The organism is Arthrobacter sp. 2MCAF14 (assembly GCF_052115645.1).
Lineage (GTDB): Bacteria > Actinomycetota > Actinomycetes > Actinomycetales > Micrococcaceae > Arthrobacter.
This window is the reverse complement of sequence record NZ_JBFRHB010000041.1, coordinates 1-16,250: the sequence shown is the minus strand read 5'-3', so window position 1 is coordinate 16,250 and position 16,250 is coordinate 1. Positions and strand designations below refer to the sequence as shown.

Sequence of the window (16,250 nt, the reverse complement as noted above, 5' to 3'; positions counted from 1 at the left end):
ACGGCTCCGTGCTGGCTGGGAAGCTCGGTCAGTCCGTCAGCACTGCCACCTCTATCCAACTCGGGGCTGAGGCGGATTTGGCAGGACAATCGACTGCAGGGACTGTGGTCATCGAGAGTCTCCAACAGATCATCCTCGTCACCACTGATGGGCGCGAGACTGTCATACCAATCTGGGGCGACAACGACGTGGCAGATGGCACACGACCGGCACAAGAACAGCCCCTACAAGGGCTTGCGATCGTATTCAAAATGTTGCCCTATACCATTGCGATCGTATTCAAGGGCCCTGTAGGGTGGTCTAGATCACGCCAGAGGCCGCCTTTGGCGTGATGCCCGATCCCCGAAGCCGTGGGTCCAATGTGAGGAATTGAGGAATTGTTGTGAGAAAACGAAGGAGCGTGATGGCGCGCGGATCCCTGGTTGTCGCATGCGGGTTGCTTGCGCTGACAGGATGCGCGTCCGGAGGAGCCGGTTCGGCCGCGGGCAATTCGAACGCGAGCCCAAGTGGCACGCTATCCAAGGTCATGGACCAGGCGGAATGGTCGAAGGTCGTCGACGCCGCCAATAAGGAAGGCGAGGTGACGGTGTACGGAGTTCTGAATACGAAGACTGTTGACCTCCTGCCGGCCGCGTTCCACAAGGACTACCCGAACATCAAACTGACGTACGTTCGTCTGAGCGCATCAGACATCAGGGCCAGACTGGATGCCGAGATCGCGTCCGGGAACGCCGGTGCGGATGCCGTCGACAATCTGGATCACCCGACGTTCGATGGCTATGCGGCCAAGGGTGCTTTGCTGCCGCTCACTGCTCCGTCCCTGGGCGATCCGGAATTCGACCGGGCCAAGTATCAGCGCACACCATATGTGGCAACGTTCGCAAACCTCGGCTACGCGTGGGCCTGGAACACCAAGTTGCTGCCGAACGGCATCAGCTCCTGGCAGGATTACTTGAACCTCCCCGCGTCGCAGGTGGGAGCAACGGACCCCTCGATCGGCCCGACCGTGGCCGCGCTCTATGAATCGATGGAGAAGTCCGATGCGGGCGGCTCCGGATTCCTTGACAAACTGACGGCTAAGGGCAAGCCCCAGATCTATGCGGGTTCGAACCCCCAGGTCACGGCGCTGTCTGCTGGGGAAGTGGCTGCCTCGCTGCCAGTTCCTGTTGCGGTCGCGGCGACCATCAAAGCGACCGGTGCACCGATTGACTACAGGCTCCCCCAGGAGGCCCCAAGCGTCCCCAACGAGCTGGCAGTTGTGAAGTCGGCCAAGCACCCGAATGCGGCGCAGGTATTCGCGAACTGGCTGCTGAGCAAGGCAGGTCAGGGTGTGGTGGCTCAAGGTGGATTTGTCGCAGTACGCGATGGCACACCCCAGACCGTTGACACCAAGGGAGTCACACTTGTCGAGCTCCCGCAGATCACGACCGAGCAGTTCAAAGCGTTCCTGCAGCGCTGGAACCAACTGTTGGCCAAATAGTTATTTGCTGCCTCGGACGCCAGCTCGCCGCTGGCGTCCGAAGCGCCTAATGCTGACGCGATATAAGTGAGAGAGAATTAATCATGCTAGAGATTCAGGGATTGCGGAAGGAGTTCGTTGTTCGCCGCAATCACGTTGCGGCGGTCAACGACTTGACCTTCACGGTGGACGAGGGCGAGCTGCTGGTCTTGCTCGGATCGAGCGGATGTGGGAAGACGACCACGCTGCGTATGGTCGCGGGGCTTGAGCAGGCTTCCGCTGGCCGGATCAGCATCGGTGACAAAGTTGTCTGCGACACGACGCGGCGCGTCGATCTCAGTCCCAACCGCCGCGACGTGGGGATGGTTTTCCAGTCGTTCGCCTTATGGCCGCATATGACGGTTCGCCGCAATATCGGCTACCCCCTTCGAGCCCGCGGGTTGAAGCAGGGCTTCAAAGAGGGCTGGATTGACGAGGCCGCCCGGATGGTTGATTGCACCGATCTCCTCGACCGGTATCCGGGCCAGTTGAGCGGTGGTCAGCAGCAGCGGGTGGCTGTGGCGCGTGCGCTGGTTGCCCGCCCGTCCCTGCTGTTGTTCGATGAACCGCTGTCCAACCTTGATGCCCGTTTGCGTGATCAGCTGCGTAACGAGATCCACCAGTTGCACCAACGCGTCGGATTCACGGGACTCTATGTCACTCATGATCAGTCCGAGGCGCTGGCGCTGGGGGATCGGTTGGCGATCATGCGTGCGGGTCAGATTGAACAGCTGGGTCGTCCGCGTGAGGTGTATGAAAACCCGGCGACGGAGTTCGTCGCCGAGTTCATTGGTATGGGAAACTCCATCTCCTTGTACAAAACGCCCTCGGGATGGGCAAGCAACAGTGGACAGCTTGTTGGCCGTGTTCCCGATGTGTCGGCGGAGACGGCGAACCTGCGCGTGCGCCAACAGGCCATCCGGTTGGGCACTATGGACTCACTTGCGCCTGGAGAGATGGGTGTTGAAGGAGGCACGATTGCCGATGTCGAGTATGGGGGCGCCTCTGTCGATGTCGTCGTCAAGTTCGTCGATGGTCGGTCTGTCTCGAGCCGTATCCCACTCACGGGGGAGGGAGAGCACCGCTTCGAACTTGGTTCGAGAACCACTGTCATCTTCTCGGCATGTGATGCCAAGCTCTTCCCCACCAGTCCGACCGGCTCGGCGGGAACCGGCCAGCCCGCGCACAACGATGTCGCGCTGGAGCAGAAAGCTGGGGCGGGCAGATGAGCGTTTCGGACATCCAGGTTTCCGATCACGGAACGGCTGGGCCCGGTCCAGGCGTTCCGTTCGCGCCGGGTGCGTCGCAGAAGCCGCGTTTCCGGGTTCGACCCGTCCATCTTTGGACCCTCGGCGTGGTGTTGTTCGTTGTCTTCGTCGGACTTCTGGTTCTGCGGCCGATCTACTTCATCGTCGACCGGTCGACGCTGAACAACGGTTTCACCACAGCGTTCACGGATCCGTTCATCTGGCAGGCGATCGGGACCACGATCGTGCTCACGGTCGGGGCCGTGGTGCTGGCGCTGGTCGTCGGCACGGCCCTGGCCTGGTTCTCCCTGCGTCTTCCGCGAGGCCTGGGCTGGATGTCTGCGTTGCCCGTCATGTCCATCCTGATGCCTTCCGTGGCGAGCATCACAGGCTGGATCTTCCTGTTCTCTCCACGGGTCGGGTTCGCCAACACGGTGCTTCGCACCCTGCCCTGGTGGTCGGACCAGACGTCCGGGCCGATCGATGTCTACACAACCCCGTGGATCATCTTGTGCACCGGCCTTCAAATCGCGGCCTTCGTGTACCTGTTCATGAGCTCTGGCTTCACCGGAGTCAACTCCGACCTGATCGAGGCCGCTGAGGTCGCCGGATCCTCAAAACTCGGAGTGTTCTTCCGTGTCACCCTCCCCCTTGTCCGGCCCTCGTTCGTCTACGCCACGGCGACCGCGATCCTGTTGGCTCTGGGACAGTTCACCGCACCGCTCCTGCTCGGACGCAACTCCAACATTCAAGTCCTCACGACCCGAATATTCACGTACCTGAACAGCTCGCCGGTCGACTTCAATGCGGCTGCCGCGCTAGGCGTTCCGCTGGTAGTCGTCGGCGTGATCATTGTCTTCGGACAACGCGCGCTACTGGGAAACCAGAGCCGGTTCGTCACCCACGGCGGCAAGGGCTTCAAAGCGGTCGGGCGGCCCTCATGGTCCGGCGTGGTCTGGATCGGTGCTTATGCCCTCTTGACGGCCGTGTTGCCGCTGCTTGCCATCATCATTGTCGCGGTTTCGCCGCGATGGTCAGCGGACATCGTGCCCTCGACATTCACGCTCCAGCATTTCTCTGAGGCGTTGAACTCGCCAGAGATTCTGAGTTCAGTGCAGAACAGTGTGCTGTTCTCACTCACCTCGATCCTGATCGTCATCCCCATCGGCTTCCTGTGCTCGGCGATCCTGGTCTACGGACGCCGATTCAAACTGTGCCAAATCGTCCTGGACTTCGTGGTCGCCATGCCTCTGGGCATGCCCGCCCTCATCTTCGGTCTGGGCTTCATTTTGGCTTACAGCGGACCCCCCATTAACCTCTACGGCACAAGCTCGGTGGTGATCGCTGTCTACGTGACACTGATGATCCCGTTCTCGGTCAGACTTCAATCGGCCGCAATGCTCTCCCTCGGAAAGCAGTACATCGAGGCATCTCAGGTGGCCGGTGCCAACCTCTGGCGAACCACGCTCAACGTCCTGCTACCGCTCATGCGGTCTGCTTTCGGAGCCGCCGCTGCACTGATCTTCCTCCTGCTCAGCCACGAATTCGCCGCGTCAATGCTCGTCCGCGCACCCACCACCCAGGTCATGGGAACGACCCTCTACGACCTACTCGAATTCGGCTCGTATTCCGCGGTTGCGGTGCTTGCCCTGATAATGGCCGCCGTTTCGCTAGTCGGGCTCGGTCTTGCCTTCCTGCTAGGCGGCCGGGGCGCCCTGAAGGGCCTCTAGAGGGAGAGAAAGCAGGCCCCGAGGATTCCCACTGCCTCGGAGGAGGCCGCGTGTTCCCATTGTTGAGGGCATTGCTGACGCAAATCTGTCTCCTGAGGCATTCGTCCTCGCAACAACAGCGATTGGAAGCTCGATGACTGGACACAATGGACGAATAGCTGTCGTCACCGGCGGGATGAGTGGGCTCGGTGAGGCCTTCACCGCTCGCCTGCGTCAGGACGGTATCACCGTCTACACGATCGACCTGAACCCGGAAGCGGACTACAGCCTCGATATCTCCGATTCCTCCGCTGTCGCGGATGCCGCTCGTCAGATCGGACCCGTTGACATTCTCGTGAACAGCGCCGGGAAGGAGCGCTCCGGACCTTCGGTACTGGAAACCTCCGACGAGGACTGGGATCTCATGCTCCGCGTGAACGCCGCGGGTACGTTCTACGCCTGCCGTGCTTTCATCCCCGGGATGATCGACAAGGGTTGGGGTCGGGTCGTCAACATCGCCAGCATGGCTGGGAAAGAAGGCAATCCGTATAACGGTGCCTATTCGGCCAGCAAGGCTGCGGTGATCGCACTGACGAAATCGATCGCAAAAGAACTGGCAACCACGGGAGTCCTCGTCAACGCCGTGGCGCCCGGCGTGTTCGAGACTCCAATCCTCAAAGGAGCCGATCCGGACACGCTGAAAGCCGTGACCCAAAAGATCCCGATGAACCGGATGGGACGGCCAGAGGAGGCCGCCGAGCTGATCGCGTTCCTCTGCTCCGACCGGGCTAGCTTCTCCACGGGATTCACCTACGACCTTTCTGGCGGCCGCGCTACCTACTGAGGGTCGTCGATGCCACTCGGGGCAGTTCGTCAATCTAGATATGGCTAGGAGGAACTCGCCGCCCGTGGGCTCGGGTGCGGTTCCTTCTGAAGGCCATTTTCGCCTAGCCAGACACCGGTGCGCCCCGTTTGATCGGGCAGGGTTACGGTCCGGGGGGATGGGGGCGCTCCGGGTCCGCGCCGGGGCGGTGATGGCCTCTATCAGAAGGACCCGGGAAGTGTGTTCAAGGTGGGCTGGAACCTCCTTTTCAAAGCAAGACGTGGGTTGCCTGCCACACTTGGCGGACAAGTAGAGCCACATTTGAAGTTTGGAGGTTCCAGCTATGTTCGAGCGTACAAGTGTTGGACTGGATGTCCATGCCAGGAGTGTCGTAGCCTGCGCGTTGGATGGCCTGAGCGGGGAAGTTTTCCGGCACCGTCTGACGCCGGACCGGGATGAGATCCTCGCCTGTCGTCCGCCACGTAATTCCCCACCTTAAGTTGGTTTTCGCCACGTAATTCCCCACTTTGAGCGGCGGTTCGCCACGTAATTCCCATGGGGACGACGTCACGCACCGCCGGTGCCTTGTCCGAGAGTCTTGCCTCGGGTCCGATGGTCGGGCCGGAGACGAGGTTCGTGGTTTGGCGCGTAGGAGTGTGGCACCGATGGATTTGATCGAACTGTTCATGCACTGGGACGCTGGCCGCTCGAAGAGCGAGCTCGCGGTGTCGTTGGGCATGGACCGGAAGACCGTGCAGGCCGGCCGCGGGTCCTGGCACTAGTCGTCGTTAAGGATCCTGGGTCTGGCGGGTTTGTAGGCGTCAGCGAACCGGACAACGTTCTCCCCGGAGGCGGCGGCCTGCTTTTGGCGTTTGGACCTGGCGTCGGCGGCGGTGAAGGTGAAAAGTTCGTTCGCTTCGACGCCGAAAATATCGAAGAGGGCGGCCAGGAGCTGGAAGGAGATCCGTTCGGGGTTCTGGCTGACGACGCGGTAGATCTGTGACTCGGAGAGGGTGATGCCGCGTTCCCGTAGGGGTTCGACGAGTTCGCGGGTGTTGCGCATGCCGTTCCGTGCCATGAGTTCCCGGGCCCGCCACCGGTATTCGATATCCCGTTTCATTCTCGTTCCTCCTTCGGCCTGACGGCCTTCTCGATCATGTCTTCGAGCACGCGGTTGAGCTCGTTGGCCTGATAATCGCTGGAAACCGATGTGTAAAGAGACGTCGTCGAGGCGTGTTCGTGGCCGACCTGCCTTTCGACTAAGGTGTGGTCGAAGCCGCAGTGCTCGAAGAGGTGGGTGACGTAGGACCGGCGCAGGGAATGGATGTCCAGGCCCGGCGGGTAGCCGAGTTCGTCGATGTAGTCGCAGAAGCGGTGGTGCAGGTTGGATTTGGGCACCGGCAGTCCGTTGGCTGTGGGGAAGATTTCCGAGACCGCCGGGGCGAGCCAGGGGAGTCCGTTCCGGATCCAGGTGTCCAGGACTGGGGCGACCAGTCAAAGACCGTCAGCACGGAGCGTCTCTTGGGCGGCGAGCCGCGCTGTGCCTTGCCGTACCGGACCTGCAGGACACCGAACTCGCCGAACTGTGGGGCCCGGCGGTTCGGGGAATAGTCCACGGTCTGCAGGTGCGTGACCTCGTTGGCCCGCAGGCCCCACGCGTAGGCGGTTTTGAACACGGTGGCGTCGCGGTAGGCGGCGACGGCGCCCTTACGCCCGGAGGCCAGGACCCGTTCGACCTCGAGGTCGGCCAGATCGAAGAATCCCTGCAGCTCGGCCCGGGTGAAGGGCCGCTTGGTGGGTGCCTGTTCGTTGTTCTGGGCCTGCCGGGCCCGGTTGAATTCGGTGACGATCTGGGAGGGGGAGCGGCCGGACCCCTGAAGGCAGACCCGGTCCCACTCATAGGCCGGATCGGTCAGGAAGTCGCAGAACACTTCTGGTTCTGGTTGTAGGCTTCAGGCAGACCAATTGTGCGATCAACAGTGGGTCGTCCGAGGAGGCATGCCTGAACTGCATCGACTCCCAATGCTGTGACTTCGATGAGTTGTGATTCGGCTTCGATTCCTTCTGCAATGACGGAGGCCTCCAGGGAGCGGGCTAACCGAATAGGGTTTCTGGCTCTGTTCCTTTGTCCGTCGCTGCTTTCGATTCCTTCGATGAGGTGGCGGTTAGTCTTGGAGGCCAACGGGTCTGCAAATGTTTCGGAGTCCTCATCGCCGATAACTGAGTAACCGATACATGTGGCGCCACTTTATTCAGGCGACCCTTCTCAGCCAAAGTGCATTCAATCGTGATGTTCAGGCTCTTTGCTTGGACTTCGTAAAGAGGCTCGAAGCCCGGGGAAGATGAGCTGCGCTCGGTTGGGGGCTGACATCTCAAGATTTTCAGGGTCCGTCGGTGAACCAGTCCATCCCGCTTGCGTGGGTTCGTGGAATGCGCTCCTGCTGGCGACCTGCTCTAAAGTTTGACGATGTCGGGGACCACAGATTTGACCACATCATTCGTCCTCCCGCTGGTCGTTCGTCGATAGGCAACGTCTGAAAAGGGAATCCAAGACGTGACTCTTCAATGTTTGTCAAGGTGCTTATGTTGCTGTTGCTGTTGCTGAGGCACTTGGTGTGCGGTAAATACGGCGGGCGAGATAGCGCTTGATGCAGCGGCGGATTTCCTTGTTGGTTCGTCCTTGGGCGCGCCGTTCTTCCACGTACTCATGGGTCTTGGCGTCATGAGTCATTCTCGTGATCGCGACTATGTCCAGGGCACTATTCAGGGACCTGTCTCCGCCCCGGTTCAGTCGGTGCCCGAACGTGTCCCGGAGGACGCGGGTATGGGCTCACCCCCGCCAGCGAGGCGAACGCCGCGCGACACCGGCGCTTAATGCCACCGCGGCGCAGAAAGCATCTTCTGTCTTGGGGCGCTGGTGCCGATGAGCCGAAGGGCGTAGCGTCTTATCAGATAGGGGGTTCGCAGGGAATCCGCTGTGGTGTGCCGTTTGATTTTATTTATCCCGTGAAGGGTCCGTGATGGCTGGGTGGAATGTTGACACTGCTGCAGGGCCGTCCGGGCCTGGTTCGGTCACTCTAGTGGAAGGCACCTCGTTCTGTATTTCAGCGGCCAACGGCGATATTCAACCCCAGTTTCCACACGGGGTTTTCGTCGAGGACACCCGAATCTTGTCCTGCTGGCATGTGCTCATCAACGGCGCCCCGCTGGAGCCGCTGGGGGCGAAGACGAAGGAACCCTACCGTGCTTTGTTTATCGGGCGGGTCCCACGCCCAGATGGATACGCGGACAGCCCGCTGATCGTCGAACGCCTCCGCGAGGTCGGTGCCGGCATCCTGGAACAGATTATTGTCCGAAACTACTCGAGGTCCAGCGCCGAATGTGTTCTTACCGTTCACATAGAGGCGGACTTCGCGGACCTCTTCGAGGTGAAAGAGGCACGCATCCAGCGGCGCTGGGAAGAGTCGCGTGAAGTAGCGGGTGAGTCGCTAATCATCAGGGCCGTATGGCAGGACGTTCAGAAGGGTGTTGTGGTGGCCGCCGACGGGGCCGACATAACCTCCGAGGAGCTTGTCTACCGATTCAGTGTTCCCCCGCATGGACAGTGGAGTACCGTGTTAATCGTCACAGCCTTCGCCGGCGGAACCGGCTCCGCCGCGCGTTTTATTCGGCCGGATGAAGGCGAAATGTCTCCTCGTGACCGGCGCCGCCAGGAGTGGGTATCCAAGATCCCCGTACTACACATCGGCAACCAGTCAATCGAACGGACACTCAGGCGCAGCTACGACGACCTGGGCGCTCTGCGCATTCAGGATCCTGACCACCCCAACCGGATCGTAGTGGCTGCTGGTGCCCCATGGTTCATGACTTTGTTTGGCCGGGACTCGCTCTGGGCGTCCCTTATGGCATTGCCCGTTGATCCATCCCTGGCCCTCGGCACCATCCAGACTTTGGCCGACCATCAGGGCCACGTGACGGATGAAATGAGCGAGGAGGAGCCGGGCAAAATCCTCCACGAGGTCAGGTTTGGCGTATCCAACGGGCTGGCATTGGGCGGGAAACCCACCTACTTCGGCAGCGTCGATGCGACACCGCTTTTTGTGGCCCTGTTCGGCGAGGTCAGCCGCTGGGGATTCGCATCAGAAACCATTGCTGGCCTTCTGCCACATGTCGACCGGGCGCTGGACTGGATCCGCCAGTACGGGGACAAGGACGGCGACGGTTTTGTCGAATATTCACGGCTCAATGATCACGGCCTGATCAATCAGGGATGGAAGGACTCGTGGGATGGCATCAACTTCGCCGATGGCCGCATAGCTCAGCCACCTATCGCTTTATGTGAGGTGCAGGCGTACGTCTATGGCGCCTATCTGGGCCGGTCTTGGATAGCTCACGAAGCCGGTGACTTGGACCTTGCGGCCGAGTACCAGGAGCTCGGAGCGCGGCTGAAGAAGCAGTTCAACGACCAGTTCTGGCTGCCTCACCGCGGCTACTACGCCATCGCCTTGGACGGCGACAAACGGCCGGTTGACGCGTGTGCTTCCAACATGGGGCAATGCCTCATGTTTGGGATCGTTGACAACGACAAGGCCGCGCTGGTGGCTGACCGGCTGATGTCCCCCGAAATGTTCAGTGGCTGGGGCGTGCGAACGTTGGCCAGCAACATGGGCGCATACAACCCTGCCAGCTACCACAACGGATCAGTTTGGCCCCACGACAACGCGATCATCGCGGCGGGCCTCCTTCGTTACGGCTTTATCGAGCAGGCGCAGCGGATCGCCACAGCGCTGTTTGAGGCGGCGGAGTACTCCGAGGGGCGGTTGCCCGAATTGTTCTGCGGCTTCGGCCGCGATCAATTCGACGAACCCCTCCCATACCCCACGGCATGCTCCCCGCAGGCATGGGCGGCAACCACGCCAATCCAACTGGTCAAGAGCTTGATGGGTTACCACGTGGACGTCTTGCAAGGCGGAGTTTGGTTGGATCCCGTGCTCCCGAAGTCGTATGGCGACCTCCATCTCACCAACGCCCCCCTGGCAAATGGCAGGATCACAATTGATATCTCTGATTCGACCGCAGCCGTTCAGGGACTGCCCGAGGGCATAATCTTCCACCGCGGAATCCGGCCCCGGGTGACCGACCTGGTGGAGAAGGTCAAACCCCAGCAGTGACCGGGCCTCGGCATGTCATGCTTTCCGATAAACCCCTCGGTCCTGAATGGTGCCCCCCAGTAGGCGGCTCATGACGTCGGCCTTCGCCCAACGGAATTTAGGGAATAAAAGGGCCGTTTCCGTAGGTTGCCGGAAATTCTGTGAGGTGCTTTCGGCGCTGTTGCTCATGACAACGAGTCGGTTCACTGCGCTGTTGTTCAACGCGAAGGGCGGGCGGACCCGTCCGGAGGGCCTCCTTTGGCGGGGACGTTGCCCAGCTGGCAAATCCTGTTACGCTGGTCTGGTGCCCACCCTTGGGTTCGGAGGATCTCGCTGCTTCTGCGGTCATATTCGCATGGCTGATGAGCATGACCGTGTCATTCTCATGGTCAGGTGCGCTGCAGGACCAATGACGCCGATGTCACCGGCGCCACGTTCCCCGGCGGTAAAGTAGGTCTCTAAGCGGGCACCATTGGTAACGTCGGCGATCGCTACGAGCTCACCCGGTATGATGTCAGCCGGCTCCAGCAGGTCCAAATCCGCCGTGGCTGAAGCAACGTAGTGCAGGTCCGCATGCGTGACCGTGCCCCAGTGAATTTTTGACTTGAACATCGTGCGAATCATCAGATCCAAAGTGATCGCACCTGACTAGTTTGAAGACGTCGGCCGCGTCGTGTTGCTTTGGCGAACAGACGGTGAGGTGCCGTAAACGTTGCGATATATGTTGATGATCCGGGTGATCATCCGACACCTCACCGCTGGAATCGAGAGGCAATTAGGATTGCCAGCTACACGGCACGCTCCTCCTGACCGTTGTATTCGCTCAGAGGGCGGATGAGGGAGTTGGACGACAGTTGTTCCATGATGTGGGCTGTCCAACCGATGATGCGGCTCGCGACGAACAGTGGAGTGAAGGTCGGGGTGTCGAAGCCCATGAGATGGTAGGTCGGGCCGGCGGGGTAGTCCAGGTTGGGTTTGATGTTCTTGGCCTCGTCCATGGCCTGTTCTAGGCCGTTGTAGAGGCCCAGGAGTTCGGGCCGGCCGTAGTGGGCGATCATCTTGTCCAAGGCCGCCTTCATGGTGGGCACGCGGGAGTCGCCGTTCTTGTAGACGCGGTGCCCGAAGCCCATGACCTTCTTCTTCCGGGCGAGGGCGTCTTCCATCCAGGCCTTCGCGCGGGCGGCTGCTTCCTCGAGAGATTCCTGGGGGCGGATGCCGATTTCGTCGAAGGTGTGCATGACCGCTTCGTTCGCGCCGCCGTGCAGCGAGCCTTTGAGCGCGCCGATAGCTCCGGTGACCGCCGAGTGAAGGTCGGAGAGGGTGGAGGTGATGACGCGGGCGGTGAAAGTGGAGGCGTTGAAGGAGTGTTCGGCGTAGAGGATCATCGAGACGTTGAAGGCTTCCACGACTTCCGGGACCTGTTCTTCGCCGAAAGTCATCCAGAGGAAGTTGGCAGAGTAACCAAGGTCGTCTCGAGGCTCGATGACGCCTTGCCCGTGGCGGCGGCGCTGGTCGTAGGCCACGACCGCAGGCATGGCCGCCCATAGGTCGACGGCCTTCTTCATGTTGGCCTCGGGTGAGGAATCTTCTGCCAACTTATGGCGGGCGCCGAGCACCGAGGCCGCAGTGCGGCACACGTCCATCGGGTGGGCGTTCTTGGGCAAGGCGTCGATGATGGCTTGGAGTGTAGGGGCGAGTGCCCGGCCGGCCCGTTCGAGTGCAGTGAACTCCGCCAGCTGCTGCTGAGTGGGCAGCTCACCGTTCCAGAGCAGATAGGCGACCTCTTCGAAGCTGCATTTGGCAGTGAGTTGCTGTACCGGGTACCCGCGGTATAACAGTGAGTTCGTTTCAGGGTTGACCTTTGAGACGGCGGTGAAGTCCACCACGACGCCGTCCAGGCCCTTTCTAATCTCGGTGTCAGACATGCTGAACTCCTTTTCTTGTTCTAGTGAATATCTGGAATCTGTATACATGCGGCTCTATGAAATCCAAAAGTAAACGCAGAGCAGCGAAATCAGCCTTTATGTAAATCAGGGGATGGTTCGGCATTCATTTCGCAAAACTGAGCGCGACAACTTAGGCCTAGTCCTACGCGTCTAATCTCGGCACGCGCCTCATTCCTTTGGTCCTTGCCCGCGGTCCAACAGTTCGTGGCGGTGGTGAAGCAAGAACTCGTGTCGGTAGTGAAGGCCAATCCAAGGAGAGGCGTTGAATTCATCAATGTTGAACGCTTCAAGCTCAATCCGTGCTTTTGGGTAGTGCGCCTTATCAGGCGTCCCTGACCCAGAGGTAGGTTGATCAGGGCTATTGAAAGTAAATCGATGCCACAACATGGTCTCTTCCCGTCTTGTTGGATTCAGTGAATTGGATACCCGACCGAACATCATGAGTCGTTCATCCGTCTGGTACCTAAATGTCCTCATGTCCGCTAGAAGGCTCGGAGGATGTCTTCGACGCGTTGTTTTGCGTCGCCGAAGAGCATTTGGGAGTTCTCGCGGAAGAACAGAGGGTTTTGGACGCCGGCGTACCCGGCGGCCATGGAGCGTTTGAAGACGATGACGTTTTCGGCTTCCCAGACGCGGAGCACGGGCATTCCGGCTATGGGGCTGCCCGGGTCTTCGGCGGCGGCGGGGTTGACGGTGTCGTTCGCGCCGATGACGAGCACCACGGAGGTGGCGCCGAGGTCGTCGTTGATTTCGTCCATTTCCAGGACGATGTCGTAGGGGACTTTGGCTTCGGCGAGGAGGACGTTCATGTGTCCTGGAAGGCGTCCGGCGACCGGGTGGATGCCGAACCGGACGTTCACGCCGCGTTCGCGGAGTTGGTGGGCGAGTTCGGCCACGGGGTATTGGGCCTGGGCGACGGCCATGCCGTAGCCGGGGGTGATGACGACGGACGAGGCGTTGGTGAGCATTTCTGCTGTTGCTTGGGCGGTGGTTTCGCGGTGCTCGCCGTAGTCCGTGTCGGTTTTGTTGGGTGCGGTGATGCCGAAGCCGCCGGCGATGACGGAGATGAAGGACCGGTTCATGGCCTTGCACATGATGTAAGACAGGTACGCGCCCGAGGAGCCGACCAGGGCGCCGGTGATGATCAGCAGGTCGTTGTTCAGCAGGAACCCGGCCGCTGCCGCGGCCCAGCCGGAGTAGCTGTTGAGCATGGACACGACGACGGGCATGTCGCCGCCGCCGATGGAGCCCACCAGGTGCCAGCCCAGCCCCAGCGCCAGGACGGTGACCACGATCAGCAGCCACAATTCAGAGTCGTTGACGTACCAGACGGTCAGGGCGATGAACGCGGCGAGGGCGCCGAGGTTGATCGCGTTCTTGCCCGGCAGCATCAGGGGCGAGGACTTCATCCTCGCCGAGAGTTTCAGGAACGCAACAATAGAGCCTGTGAACGTCACCGCGCCGATGAACACGCCAATGAACACCTCAGCGTGATGGACAGCCATCAGTTCCGCGGACAGCCAAGGGGCTTCGAGGTGTCCGTTCCAGCCCACCAGCACCGCGGCGAGACCCACGAAACTGTGCAGCAGGGCGATGAGTTCGGGCATGCCGGTCATTTCCACGACCCGGGCGCGCCAGAGCCCGATGGCTCCGCCGATGATGACCGCGGCGAGGAGCAGGGCCAGGCCGGTCAGTGCGTGTCCGGTGCCCCAGGCGTTCTGGAGGGTCAGCCAGACGGTCGCCGCCAGGGCAATAACCATGCCCGTGATGCCGTAGATGACTCCGGCGCGGGCTTTCTCGTGCTTGCTCAGCCCGGCGAGGCTGAGGATGAACAGCAGGGCCGCGACGATGTAGGCCGCCCCTGCGATGGTCTCGGCCGTCAACGGACCGGAGGCGGTGTCAGACACGGTAAGGCTCCTGGTAAGTGTTGCTGCTGCTTCGGTGACGGCGCTCATGAACGGCCCTTCCCGGTCGTGAACATGGCGAGCATGCGCCGGGTGACGGCGAAGCCGCCGAAGATATTGATGCTGGCCAGCAGGACCGCGATGGCGGCCAGGACCTGCATGACAAGGTTGTCGGTGGTGACCTGCAGCAGCGCGCCGACGACGATGATCCCGGAGATCGCGTTCGTCACCGACATCAGCGGGGTGTGCAGGGCGTGATGGACTTTGCCGATGACGTAGAAGCCGACCACGACGGCGAGCATCAGCACCGTGAAGTGCTGCGGCAGCGGCGCCGGGGCCACCGCATTCACCAGGAACAGCGCAGCGATGCCCGCCGCGAACAGACCTGCCTTGCCCGCCGTGCCCAGACCGCGCTTCTTGGTCGGGGCCGTAGTCCCGGCAGCGGTGGCGGCGTCGGTCGTCGCGGCAGGGGCGGCGGAGACTTGAACAGGAGGCGGGGGCCAGGTCTTCTCCCCCTCACGCACCACGGTCACGGAGCGCTGGACGACGTCGTCGAAGTCGATCCGCAACACCCCGTCTTTGCCCGGGGTGAGGAGCTTGAGCAGGTTCAGCAGGTTCGTCCCGTACAACTGGGACGCCTGGGCCGGCAGCCGGGCCGGAAGATCAGTGTAGCCCAGGATCACCACCCCGTTGTCCGTGACCACACGTTGCCCTGCGACAGAGCCTTCCACGTTCCCGCCCTGGCCGGCGGCCATGTCCACGATCACACTGCCGGACTTCATGCCGGCAACGTCCCAGGCGGTGAGCAGCTTCGGTGCCGGACGCCCCGGGATCAGGGCCGTGGTGATAATGATGTCCACCTCCGCTGCCTGTTCCGTGTAGATCTCCGCCGCACGGGCGTTATACGCCTCGGACGTGGCCTTCGCATACCCATCGGAGGATTCCATGACTTCCTCCACCTCGACCTTGAGGTAGGTCCCGCCGATCGACTTCACCTGATCGCCGACCTCCGGCCGGGGATCCGTCGCGCGCACGATCGCGCCCAGACTGGACGCCGCCCCGATCGCGGCGAGGCCGGCAACACCGGCCCCGGCAACCAGCACCTTCGCCGGCGGGACCTTGCCCGCCGCGGTGACCTGGCCGGTGAAAAACCGGCCGAATTCGTGGGCGGCTTCAATCACGGCCCGGTACCCGGCAATGTTCGCCATGGAGCTCAGCACGTCCATTGATTGCGCACGGGAAATCCGCGGCACGGCATCCAATGCCAGGGCCGTGATCGGCCGCTCCGCCAGGGCCTCCACCAACTCCGGCCGCAGGCCCGGACTCAGTGTTCCGATCAGTGTCGCGCCCTCGGTAAGACGGCCGATCTCATCCTCAGTGGGCGGGTTCACGCGCAGGACGACATTGGCACCCCACGCCTCATCCGCACCAACGATCAAGGCCCCAGCCTCTTCGTACGCTTCATCACGGAAAGACGCAGACTCTCCGGCACCCTTCTCGACCACAACCTCGTAGCCCAGGGCCAGCAACTGCTTCACGGTGACAGGCGTCGCCGCCACCCTCGTCTCGTGACCCAACTCGGCCACGATGCCAATACGTGTCACTATTTTCTCTCTCTAAGATTTGATGCCCGGTAAATACTGATGCCTCTGCCGACGCGGTCAAGGTCCAACAGGCTTGACCTGGCATTAAAGCCCGTGCCCCGAGGAGAGGATCCCCCGTAGGGAGCGAGCCGAACTGAGGTAGTTGTAGAAGATCGTGGTATCGCATCCACCCTCATGGTATCGTATTCATAAGTTTGTTGGGCGGGTGGTTGTCTGGTTTTTTCGGGCGCCGCGCATGATTGAGCTAAGTCGAGGTGGAGTCTTGTCAGCAAGGACGGAAGAGATGTTGAACGTGCCTTCGGAGGCGGTGGATGTTCGTGTGGACAAGTGGTCGACGCCGGTTTTGAATGATGAGAATCGGTTGAAGTT

The 16,250-nt window shown here is 61.3% G+C and carries 12 protein-coding genes and 3 pseudogenes; 7 read left to right on the top strand and 8 right to left on the bottom strand.

Annotated elements, in window-relative coordinates; genetic code table 11:
- The first annotated feature begins 403 nt into the window (after positions 1-403).
- The 5 genes and pseudogenes from AB4074_RS21020 to AB4074_RS21000 all read left to right on the top strand — a co-directional run.
- Positions 404-1,480 carry an ABC transporter substrate-binding protein gene (locus tag AB4074_RS21020; RefSeq protein ID WP_441415128.1) on the top strand — a complete coding sequence of 359 codons (1,077 nt, stop codon included), beginning with the start codon at positions 404-406 and terminating at the stop codon, positions 1,478-1,480.
- Between the two features lie 83 nt (positions 1,481-1,563).
- Entirely contained in the window at positions 1,564-2,727 is a 1,164-nt protein-coding gene (locus AB4074_RS21015; protein ID WP_441415127.1) for an ABC transporter ATP-binding protein, read from the top strand.
- Complete coding sequence (locus AB4074_RS21010) at positions 2,724-4,475, top strand: ABC transporter permease (protein ID WP_441415126.1); 1,752 nt, start codon at positions 2,724-2,726, stop codon at positions 4,473-4,475. The genes AB4074_RS21015 and AB4074_RS21010 overlap by 4 nt, the downstream gene beginning before the upstream one ends.
- Before the next feature lie 133 nt (positions 4,476-4,608).
- Positions 4,609-5,298 (top strand): SDR family NAD(P)-dependent oxidoreductase, encoded by a 690-nt coding sequence (locus tag AB4074_RS21005; protein WP_441415125.1) that lies wholly within the window; start codon positions 4,609-4,611, stop codon positions 5,296-5,298.
- A 322-nt stretch (positions 5,299-5,620) separates the two neighbouring features.
- Positions 5,621-5,746, top strand: a pseudogene (locus AB4074_RS21000) (IS110 family transposase); the annotation flags it as partial.
- A 309-nt stretch (positions 5,747-6,055) separates the two neighbouring features.
- Here AB4074_RS21000 and AB4074_RS20995 read toward each other — a convergent pair.
- Positions 6,056-6,397 carry a helix-turn-helix domain-containing protein gene (locus AB4074_RS20995; protein WP_441415124.1) on the bottom strand — a complete coding sequence of 114 codons (342 nt, stop codon included), beginning with the start codon at positions 6,395-6,397 and terminating at the stop codon, positions 6,056-6,058.
- A complete protein-coding gene (locus AB4074_RS20990) occupies positions 6,394-6,675 on the bottom strand; it encodes a tyrosine-type recombinase/integrase (RefSeq protein ID WP_441415123.1) in 282 nt (93 codons plus the stop codon). The genes AB4074_RS20995 and AB4074_RS20990 overlap by 4 nt, the downstream gene beginning before the upstream one ends.
- A gap of 227 nt (positions 6,676-6,902) precedes the next feature.
- Here AB4074_RS20990 and AB4074_RS20985 point away from each other — a divergent pair, with 227 nt between their 5' ends.
- Complete coding sequence (locus AB4074_RS20985; RefSeq protein ID WP_441415122.1) at positions 6,903-7,226, top strand: hypothetical protein; 324 nt, start codon at positions 6,903-6,905, stop codon at positions 7,224-7,226.
- Here the strand turns inward: AB4074_RS20985 and AB4074_RS20980 are convergent.
- Entirely contained in the window at positions 7,190-7,459 is a 270-nt protein-coding gene (locus AB4074_RS20980; RefSeq protein ID WP_441415121.1) for an EAL domain-containing protein, read from the bottom strand. The genes AB4074_RS20985 and AB4074_RS20980 overlap by 37 nt on opposite strands.
- Positions 7,460-7,858: 399 nt before the next feature.
- Positions 7,859-8,135: pseudogene (locus AB4074_RS20975) on the bottom strand (transposase); the annotation flags it as partial.
- 162 nt (positions 8,136-8,297) lie between these two features.
- Between AB4074_RS20975 and AB4074_RS20970 the strand changes: the two are divergent.
- The gene (locus tag AB4074_RS20970; RefSeq protein WP_441415120.1) at positions 8,298-10,448 is read left to right on the top strand and encodes an amylo-alpha-1,6-glucosidase; all 2,151 of its coding nucleotides are present in this window, start codon (positions 8,298-8,300) and stop codon (positions 10,446-10,448) included.
- A gap of 186 nt (positions 10,449-10,634) precedes the next feature.
- Here the strand turns inward: AB4074_RS20970 and panD are convergent.
- From panD to AB4074_RS20950, 4 genes and pseudogenes are all read right to left on the bottom strand, one after another.
- Positions 10,635-11,051 (bottom strand): annotated as a pseudogene (gene panD / locus AB4074_RS20965) (aspartate 1-decarboxylase); the annotation flags it as partial.
- Between the two features lie 164 nt (positions 11,052-11,215).
- The gene (locus AB4074_RS20960) at positions 11,216-12,352 is read right to left on the bottom strand and encodes a bifunctional 2-methylcitrate synthase/citrate synthase (protein ID WP_441415119.1); all 1,137 of its coding nucleotides are present in this window, start codon (positions 12,350-12,352) and stop codon (positions 11,216-11,218) included.
- 503 nt (positions 12,353-12,855) lie between these two features.
- Positions 12,856-14,328, bottom strand: coding sequence for a Re/Si-specific NAD(P)(+) transhydrogenase subunit beta (gene pntB / locus AB4074_RS20955; RefSeq protein WP_441415118.1), 1,473 nt, complete (start codon positions 14,326-14,328; stop codon positions 12,856-12,858).
- Positions 14,325-15,881, bottom strand: a complete 1,557-nt coding sequence (locus tag AB4074_RS20950; protein ID WP_441415117.1) for a Re/Si-specific NAD(P)(+) transhydrogenase subunit alpha — start codon at positions 15,879-15,881, stop codon at positions 14,325-14,327. The genes pntB and AB4074_RS20950 overlap by 4 nt, the downstream gene beginning before the upstream one ends.
- Between the last annotated feature and the right edge of the window lie 369 nt (positions 15,882-16,250).